Genomic DNA, 9,714 nt, shown 5'->3' with positions numbered 1-9,714 from the left:
TGAGTGTCGCCTATCACCTTGCCGAGCTTGGCGTCACCGATGTCGTGCTCATCGAACGCAACCAGTTGACCAGCGGCACCTCGTGGCACGCGGCCGGGATTGTGGGGCCGCTCAGGGCGACGCTCAACCTGACGCGCCTGGCGCAATACGCGACCGAACTGTTCCCGAAGCTCGAGGCGTTGACCGGCCAGACCTCCGGCTATCGGCAAACCGGCGGGGTCTGGCTGGCGCGCCGGGAAGAGCGGATGAGCGAACTCAGGCGCATCGCGCATATGGGCGACGTCTGCGGCCTCCGGGTGGAGATGGTTGGAGCGGATATCGTCGGCGAACGGGTTCCAGGGATTGCGCTGGACGGACTCGCGGGCGCGCTTTGGGTCGAGGAAGACGGACAGGCCAATCCCGTCGACATCTGCGCGGCCTATGCCAGGCGCGCACGCTCCGCCGGCATCCGGATCCTCGAAGGAACGGCCTGCAGCGGCTTCGTCATCGAGAACGGCCGCGTCGCCGGCGTCAAGCTCGCCTCGGGCAGGACGATCCGCTGCGAGATCGCGGTGAACTGCGCCGGCGCCTGGGCAAGGCAAATCGGCGCCATGGCCGGCGTGCCGGTGCCGCTCCAGGCGGCTGAGCACATGTATGTGGTGACCGAACCGGTCGCCGGGCTGCCCAATCCTTTCCCGATCGTGCGCGACCTGGACGAGGGCATCTACGTCAAGGGCGATTCCGGCAAGCTGGTGCTCGGTGGCTTCGAGCCCAATGCCAAGGTCCTCGATGTCACCGGGCCGGTCGGCGACAGGCCCTTTCTCGAGCTGCCGGAAGACTGGGACCAGTTCGAACCCTTCATGTCGGCGGGCCTGCGGCTCTTTCCGGCGCTTGCCGAAACCGGCATCCGCCACTTCATGAACGGGCCGGAGAGCTTTACGCCGGACACCCAGCCGCTGATGGGCGAATCGCCCTATCTGCGCGGTTTCTTCGTCGCCGCCGGGTTCAACTCGACGGGCATGATGTCGTCGGCCGGCGCCGGCAAGGCGATGGCCGAATGGATCGTCGACGGGGAGCCCGGTCTCGATCTGTGGCCACTCGATATCGCGCGTTTCGACCGCGGCGCCGCGTCGCGCGCCTTCGTGCAGGCGCGCATGGAGGAATCGGTCGCCGACCTCTTCCGCATGCATTGGCCCTACAAGCAGTCCAGGGCCGGTCGCGGCCTGCGCCGTTCGGCGTGGCACGGCATGCTGGACGAGGCCGGGGCGGTATTCGGCGCGCCGACCGGCTGGGAACGGCCGCTATGGTACGCTAGAGATAAGGCGGAGGGCGAACCGCGCTACACCTTCGGCAGGCAGCACTGGTGGCCGGCGGCTGAACGCGAGGCGGTCGCCATGGCGAGCGGCGTCGGGCTGTTCGAGCTCTCCCCGTTCACGAAGCTCGACATCACCGGCCGCGATGCGACGAAGCTGCTGCAACAGCTCGCCGCCAACAATGTCGACGTCGCGGAGGGCAGGGCGGTCTACACGCAAATGCTCAACCGCCATGGCGGGATCGAGGCCGACGTCACGGTCACGCGCTGCGGCGAGACCGCCTTCCGCATCGTTTCCGGCGCGGCCACCCGGCAGAAGGATTTCGCCTGGGTCGCGAGGCACGCCAGCGATCTCGGGCTCGATGCCTCGGTGTTCGACGCCACCTCGGCCGAAGCCGTGCTCGGCGTCATGGGGCCGCGCTCCCGAGAATTGCTGCAGCAACTCACCGACGCGGACTTGTCGGAGGCGGCCTTTCCCTTCTCGGCGTCACGGCGCATCGACATCGGCATGGTCAATGTGCGGGCGACGCGGGTCAGCTTCGTCGGCGAACTCGGCTATGAGGTCTACGTCCCCGCCGAATGCGCCGAAAGCCTGCTGTCGACGATCCGGGAAGCCGGCAAGGCGCATGACGCGGTCTTTTGCGGCCACTATGCGCTGGATGGTTGCCGGCTGGAAAAAGGCTACCGGCATTGGGGCCACGATATCGGGCCGAAGGAAACGCCGATCGAGGCGGGTCTGGGCTTTACCGTCTCATGGACGAAAGGCGGGTTCATAGGTCGTGAGGCGCTCGAAGCCGGCAAGGCGAAGGGTTTTGGGCGCCGCCTGCTGCATTTCGCGGTCGACGGCGCCAATCCGCTTCTGCTGCATGACGAGCCCATCTATCGGGACGGCAAGTTCGCCGGGCTGACCACTTCGGGCGGCTTCGGTTTTCGCACTGGCTTGAGCCTCTGCCTCGGTTATATCGCCTGCGACCCGGGCGAAACGAAGCAGCAGATCGCCGCGTCGAGCTATGAGATCGCGATCGCCGGACAGCGCTTCGGCCTCAGGCTTCTCGACAGGCCACCCTACGACCCAACCGGCGGCAGAATGCGCGGCCAACAGGAGACATTATGAGACAGCATGCCCGCGTCGTCGTGATCGGCGGCGGCGCCATGGGGGTTTCCCTTCTCTATCATCTCGCCAAGCGCGGCTGGAGCGACGTGGTGCTCGTCGAGCGGCAGGAGCTTACCGCCGGCTCGACCTGGCATGCCGCCGGGCTCTGCACGCACTTTGCCCACAACGCCACGATCATGGAGATGCGCGCCCATTCCGTGCGGCTCTACCGCGAGGTGCTGACGGCCGAAACCGGCCTGCCGACCGGCTTCCATGCAAGCGGCGCGCTGCGCATGACACGCTCGCCGGAGCGGATGGCCGAATTCCGTCATGTGCAGGGCCTTGGCCGCTTCGTCGGCTACGACTTCAACATCCTGACGCCGGCCGAGCTGAAGAAAATATATCCGCTCTGCGAAACCGACGGCATCCTGGGCGCCTTCCACGAGCCGCATGACGGCCATGTCGATCCGACATTGGCCACCAACGCGATGGCTGCGGGCGCGCGTTCACGCGGCGCCGAGATCGTCCGGCACAATCCGGTGCTGTCGATCGAGCGCACCGCGTCGAGCGAATGGCTGGTCCGCACCGCGCAGGGCGACATCAGGGCGGAGCACGTGGTGAACGCGGCCGGCACCTGGTGCCGCGAGGTCGGCACGATGATGGGCATCGACCTGCCCGTCGTGCCGATGCTGCATCAATATGTCGTCACCGATACCGTGCCTGAAATTGCCGCGCGCATCGCGGCCGGCGATAAGGAACTGCCGATCATCCGCGATCCGGAGGAGAGCTGGTATCTGCGGCAGGAGCGGGACGGCTATATCGTCGGGCCCTACGAGAAGGCGGCTCATCCATGGGCGATCGACGGCGTGCCGCCCGAGTTCGGCATGGAGCTGCTGCCCCCCGACCTCGACCGCGTCGAGCATATCATCGCGTTGGCGATGGAACGCGTGCCGGCGCTCGCCAATGCCGGCATCAAGACCGTGGTCAACGGTCCGATCACCTTCACGCCGGATGCCAACCCGCTGGTGGGACCTGCTTTCGGCCTCCCGAACGGCTGGCTTCTGACAGGATCGAGCATGGGCGTGATGGAAGGCGGCGGAGCCGGCGCCTTCCTCGCCGACTGGATCGTCGACGGCGAGCCGCCGCGCGACGCGCTGGCCATCGATCCCCGGCGGTTCGGCAACTATGCCGACCGGGATTACCGCGTCGACAAGGCGGTGGAGTGCTTCGGCCTGCAATTCGGCGTCCACTACCCTTACGAGGAACGCGAGGCGGGGCGTCCGCGCCGCACCACGCCGGCGCTCGACATCCAGTTGTCGCAAGGTGCGGTGCTGGGCGCTGCTTATGGCTGGGAGCGGCCCAACTGGTTCGCGACAGGGAACATCGATCGCGACCCGCCACTGACGTTCAAACGGCCTGGCTGGCTGGGCGCCGTAGGGGCCGAATGCCTCGCCGTGCGCGACAGCGCCGGCATCATCGACCTTTCGGCATTCTCGAAGTTCGAGGTGAGTGGGCCGGACGCCGAAGCCTTCATGGCTTTCCTGGGCGCCAACACGCCGCCATCGCGCCTCGGCCGCATCGGTCTCATCCACGTTCTGACCGAGAGAGGCGGCGTCGCCTCCGAATTCACGGTCACGCGGCTCGAGCAGCATCGTTTCTACCTGACCGGCGCGGCGCTGGCCGAACGGCATGACGAAGACCTGCTTCGCGCCCGGTCGGCCTCCTTTCCCGGTGTCGTCATCGAGAACATCACTGAGAGGCGAGGTGTCCTTGGCGTCATGGGACCGAACGCGGCCGAGATCCTGCAAGCGGTCAGCGAGGTCGATTTCTCCAGCAAGGCCTTCCCGTGGCTGTCCGCGCAGACGATCAGGATCGCCGGCATCAAGGTGACGGCGCTTCGGGTGTCCTACGCCGGCGAACCGGGGTGGGAACTGCATGTCCAGCTCGCGCAGTTCCGGCGGCTCTACGAAACGATCTTCAAGGCGGGCGCCAAGCACGGCCTGCGTCCCTTCGGTGTCTATGCCTTGAACTTCATGAGGCTCGAGAAGGGCTACCGCGGCTGGGGCGCGGACCTGACGACCGAACGCACGCCGCTCGAGGCGGGGCTGGGCGCCCTGGTCAAGGCGGACGGACGTTCCTTCATCGGCCGCGAGGCCATGCTGGAGCGCCAGAAGGCGAACCCCTGGCGGATGGCGCTGTTGGACATCGAGGATGATGGCGAACGGCTCCCGTTCTACAGCCACGCCGTCCTGCAAGATGGCCGGCCGGTCGGCGTCATCACCAGCGGCGGCTACGGCTTCCGCACCAACAAAGTGCTGGCGCTTGCCTATCTCAGGCCGGGGGTGCCCGAACGCGAATTCGGCGTCTCGATCCTGGGTAATGAGCTCGCGGCGCGCGAATTGCGGGAAGCTCCTTACGACCCGCGAAATCTGCGTTTGCGTGGGTTGGACCATCTGCAGCCCGCTGCATCCGTCTGAACGTCTGGAGGCACACCATGGAAGATGTCGTCACACCCGGCGAAGCCGCATCCCCGGCGCGCTCCCGTGGCCGCGCCGCGCGCCTCGTGCAACGCGGCGCGCAAGGACCGAGGCGTCCCTATATCAGCCGCAGGATCGGCACGTTCAACATCCTCGACGAGGAGGGGTTGAGCCTGATCGAAGCCAATGCCGACCGCCTGCTCAAGGAGATCGGCATGGAATTCCATGACGATCCGGAAATCCTCGATCTCTTCCGCGACGCCGGTGCCGATGTGAGGGGGACGCGTGTCCGCTTCGAGCCCGGCATGTGCCGCAAGCTGGTCCAGGCGACGGCGCCGCGGCAATTCAAGCAACATGCCCGCAACCCGGCGAACACCGTGGTGATCGGCGGCGACAACACGGTGCTTTGCCCGTCCTGGGGCCCACCCTTCGTGCATGATCTCGACCGCGGCCGTCGTTATGCGACGCTGAACGATTTCCGTGACCTGGTGCGGATCCACCAGATGATCCCGTACCTGCATCATTCCGGCGGCGTGGTCTGCGAACCGGTTGACCTCCCGGCGAACAAGCGCCATCTCGACATGCTCTACACGCATGTGCGCTATTCGGACCGACCTTTCATGGGCGCATTCATCGGCTCCATGCGGGCGCAGGATGCGGTCGACATCGCCAAGATCGTCTTCGGCGAGGCGTTCGTTGCAGAGAATGCCGTGCTCTACAACGTCAGCAACACCAACGCGCCGCTGGTGCTCGACGCCAATATGTCGGGGTCGCTCAAGGTCTACGCGCGCAACAACCAGCCGGTTGCCTGCACGCCATGGACGCTCGCCGGCGCGATGAGCCCCTGCACCGTCGCCGGCACGCTGGCGCAGGTGCTTGCCGAGTCGCTTGCGTGCCTCTCGCTCGTCCAGCTCATCAATCCCGGAGCGCCCTGCCTGATGGGGAGCTTCGCCAGCACCATCTCCATGCAAAGCGGCGCGCCGACCTTCGGCACGCCGGAAGCGGCAAAGATGGTTCTGGCGGCGGGTCAGCTGGCGCGAAGGGTCGGCGTTCCGTTCCACACTGTCGGCACGCTTTCCGCATCCAAGCTGCCCGACGCGCAGGCCGAGCAGGAGGGAACGTGGGGCCTGCTGATGTCGCTCCTTGCCGGCGCCAACGTTATCAACCACGCGACCGGGTGGCTGGAGGGCGGGCTCGTGACCGGCTTCGAGAAGACCATCATCGACGCCGACCTTTGCGGCAAGGTGATGAGCCTGTTCGAGGGCATCGACCTGTCGGAGAACGCGCAGGCGATGGATGCCATCCAGGAAGTGGGGCCTGGGTCGCACTTCCTCGGCAGCGCCCATACGCAGTCGAACTTCCTGTCGGCCTTCTACCGCTCGACGATCAGCGACAACAATTCCTTCGAGCAGTGGAATTCGGAGGGCGGACTGGACGCCGCCCAGCGCGCCAATCGCCAGTGGAAGAAGCTGCTCAGCGACTACGCGGACCCCGGCCTCGACCCCGCGACAGATGAGGAACTGCGGGCGTTCATCGCCAGGCGCAAGGAGAGCATGCCCGACCAGGATTATTTCTGAGCGTTAAAAGCACTTTGCGCGTCAAGGCCTTATGCGTGTCATCGTTTTTGCTAATGCAGAAGAATAGGGGATGGATTGCCTGCCCGTTTCGCTAACCTGACGCCAAGATCAACAAAGACACCAGATTGGGGAACCCGTCATGAAACCTTATCTTCCCGCACTATCGGCCATAGCGCTCGCCGGCTCAATGACATCGGCCTTATCGGCCGACGTCACCATGCCCGATCCGAACTACGCGACCGCGACGGCGGTGATGAATGTCATCAAGGCCGCGGCGGAGCAGGAACTCGGTTTGCAGATATCGACGGTCACCACCACGGCTGTGCCGGTGATCTGGGAGGCAATGGACCGCAACAAGGGTGAGGTCGACATATGGCCGGACACCTGGCTTCCCAACCAGCAGGGCCTCGTCGACAAATACGTCAAGGACAAGAAGTCGGTTAAGCTGGCGGAGAACAGCTACGAAGCCCAACAGGGCTATTGCGTGACGGAGGTCACCTACGACAAATACGGCATCAAGAATGTTTCGGACCTGGCCAATCCCGACAATGCCAAGCTCTTCGACCGCGACGGCGACGGCAAGGGCAACATGTGGATCGGGGCGCCTGGCTGGCAGTCCACCAATATCGAGAAGGTCCGCGCCAGGGACTACGGCTTTGCTGATTTCTTCAACCTGGAGACGACCGACGAGGCGATCTCGAACGCCGCGCTCGACACCGCGGCCAAGCAGGACAAGCCATGGGTCGGGTATTGCTATGGGCCACATCAGAATTTCGCCCGCTACAAGCTGAAATTCCTCGCAGAGCCGGCTTATGATCCGGCCAAGTTCGTCGTCGTCCAGGCAAATGAAGATCCGCAATGGTTCGAAAAGTCCAAGATTGCATCGGCATACGCCAAGACGACCGTTCATATCGCCTACGCGTCGTCCTTGGCCGATCGCCAGCCGGACCTTGTCGCCGCTCTCGAACGCATGCAGTTCAATCCTGACGATGTGAGCAAATGGGCATACTCCATCATCGTGGACAAGAAGCCAGCCGACCAGGTGGCGAAGGATTGGATCAAGGCGAATCCCGAAACGGTTTCGAAGTGGTTCGGCCACTGAACGACGGGGCAAAAATTCCGATCGCAACGGCTTCGCGGCGAAAGCACGAAGCCGTTGCGCATAGGGATCGCGGGCGATGATGCAAGCGCATCCTCCGGCCTCCTTTTCGCCTGCTGCGGCGGAAGGTTCGGACCATGCCATCGTCATGAAGGCGGTGTGGAAGGTTTTTGGCGCGCGTGAGCGCGAGGCGATCGTGGCGATCCGCAACGAAGGGCTCGACAAGCAGCAGGTCGCCGCGCGCTTCGGCTGTGTGGTCGGTGTCGCAGGCATCGACATTTCGGTTGCCCGCGGCGAGATATTTTGCGTGATGGGTCTTTCGGGCAGCGGAAAATCGACGCTGATCCGCCATATCAATCGCCTGCTTGAACCGTCGGCGGGCGAAATCTTCATCGATGGCGAGAACATCCTGGCCAAGACGCCGGCCGAACTTCGCGCGCTGCGTTCGCACAAGATCGGCATGGTGTTCCAGAGCTTCGGGCTGCTGCCGCATCGCACGGTGCGCGACAACGTCGCCCTGCCGCTGGAGATCCAGGGCGCGACCAAGCAGCGCCGCTTCGACGTCGCCGAGGCGGCGCTGGCGAAGGTCAATCTCGCGGGCTGGGGTGACCGCTATTGCCAGGAACTTTCGGGCGGCATGCAGCAGCGCGTCGGACTGGCGCGCGCGCTCGCAGCCGATCCCGCGATCCTTCTGATGGACGAGCCGTTCAGCGCGCTCGATCCGCTGATCAGGCGGCAGCTCCAAGATGAGTTCGTGGCGCTTTCCAAGTCGATGGGCAAGACGGTGATCTTCATCACGCACGACCTCGACGAAGCGATGCGCATCGGCGATCGGATCGCCATCATGAAGGACGGCGCGATCATTCAGACCGATACGCCTGAAGAGATGGTCACGTCGCCGAAGCATGAATACGTCGCCAGGTTCATTGCCGACATTTCGCGTCTGAACGTCATCACCGCGCGGCGCATCATGCGGCCTGTCGCGTCGCCCGGTCCGGAAGAGCGCAAATTGCGCCGCGTCGCCGAGCAGGATCTTCTGTCAACCCTCGTCGACATCGCCGCCGCGTCGCCCGATCCGCTGGCCGTCGAAGACGGGAGCGGCGACATTGTCGGCATCGTCGACCGGCAGTCGATCCTCGATGGTCTGAGGAAGGGGGATACGGCGTGAACACGCACGTGCCTCCGAGTTCTGATAGGCCGATCCAGGGACAGGCCCGATCTGAGGACGCGCTCGCCCGCGAATTCGCGGTCCAGAGCTCCGATTACTACGTCCGCGCCTTTGCAAGGATCAGAAACGCAACCGGCAGAGCCTGGTCGTTCAACCTGGCCGCTGCACTTCTGGGACCGGTGTGGGCAGCCTCGCGAAACCTCCTGCTCCTGTTCTGGATAACGCTCCTGCTCCACATGGCGGCCGTCGCCCAGATCAGCGTCGGCGCCTCCGGCAATGTTGGAGCCGCGGAGCAGGGTCGCGCCGAGCGCCTGACCCAACAAGCCCAGGACCGGGCCAAGCAGGCGCAGGCCGCGAAGGATCAGGGCGCCGCCAACGCCGATGGCCTGGACAAATCGGCAAAGGCTCTTGAACGCGCCGCGACCCAGGCGGTCGCCACCGCGACGGCGGCACGCGCTCAAGGTTCGCGTTTCATTGGCACGGGCCTGGCCACTCTGCTGCTCAGCGCCGCGCTCAGCGGGTTGCTTGCCAACGGCATGCTTGAACGTCGTTTCACCCGATGGCGCTCGGACCGGACCATTCACAGCGGCCGCAACTACGTGCTTGCCTCATGCGCGACGCTTTTCTGCGTCGCGATATTTGCGCTCACGGTCTATCGCTTTGCCGCCGCCGCTCCCCCGGCCTGGCTGGCGGTCGCGCCATCGAACAGGGATTGGCAAGCGGCGTTGTCGTCCGGGCTTGACGCCGTCATGCACCAGATCGCGCAGTCGGGAGATACGTTCTTCAGCCTCATCACGCGCGGCCTGTCCGGCTTCCTCGATGCCTTGGCCTATGCTCTCACCGGCACGCCATGGCCGGTGACGATGGCGCTGATCCTCCTGCTTGCCTGGCAGCTCGCCGGCCCCCGCGTCGCCATCTTCACCGGCGCGGCGCTCGCCTATCTTTCGCTGCTCGGCTTCTGGGAAAAGAGCCTCGACACGATCGCGCTGCTCGGCACGGCGGCGATCCT

The 9,714-nt window shown here is 65.1% G+C and carries 5 protein-coding genes and 1 pseudogene; all 6 read left to right on the top strand.

Translation table 11 applies throughout. The features are described 5' to 3' along the window. Window positions 1-2,405 (top strand): FAD-dependent oxidoreductase (locus Q0L57_RS31515; RefSeq protein ID WP_296747002.1); only part of this gene is annotated, 2,405 nt, incomplete at its 5' end. Beyond that, the gene (locus Q0L57_RS31510) at window positions 2,402-4,861 is read left to right on the top strand and encodes an FAD-dependent oxidoreductase (RefSeq protein ID WP_296747001.1); all 2,460 of its coding nucleotides are present in this window, start codon (window positions 2,402-2,404) and stop codon (window positions 4,859-4,861) included. The genes Q0L57_RS31515 and Q0L57_RS31510, both read left to right, overlap by 4 nt. 17 nt (window positions 4,862-4,878) lie before the next feature. Continuing rightward, a complete protein-coding gene (locus tag Q0L57_RS31505; RefSeq protein WP_296747000.1) occupies window positions 4,879-6,438 on the top strand; it encodes a trimethylamine methyltransferase family protein in 1,560 nt (519 codons plus the stop codon). A gap of 139 nt (window positions 6,439-6,577) precedes the next feature. Continuing rightward, the gene (locus tag Q0L57_RS31500; RefSeq protein WP_296746999.1) at window positions 6,578-7,540 is read left to right on the top strand and encodes a glycine betaine ABC transporter substrate-binding protein; all 963 of its coding nucleotides are present in this window, start codon (window positions 6,578-6,580) and stop codon (window positions 7,538-7,540) included. A gap of 76 nt (window positions 7,541-7,616) precedes the next feature. Continuing rightward, complete coding sequence (locus Q0L57_RS31495; protein ID WP_296746998.1) at window positions 7,617-8,705, top strand: glycine betaine/L-proline ABC transporter ATP-binding protein; 1,089 nt, start codon at window positions 7,617-7,619, stop codon at window positions 8,703-8,705. After that, window positions 8,702-9,714 (top strand): annotated as a pseudogene (locus Q0L57_RS31490) (hypothetical protein); the annotation flags it as partial. The gene Q0L57_RS31495 and the pseudogene Q0L57_RS31490, both read left to right, overlap by 4 nt.

Origin of the sequence: Mesorhizobium sp. (genome assembly GCF_024509055.1) — a bacterium.
In the GTDB taxonomy this organism is placed as follows: domain Bacteria; phylum Pseudomonadota; class Alphaproteobacteria; order Rhizobiales; family Rhizobiaceae; genus Mesorhizobium.
The sequence above is the reverse complement of the archived record's forward strand: the minus strand, read 5'-3'. Positions and strand labels throughout refer to the sequence as shown.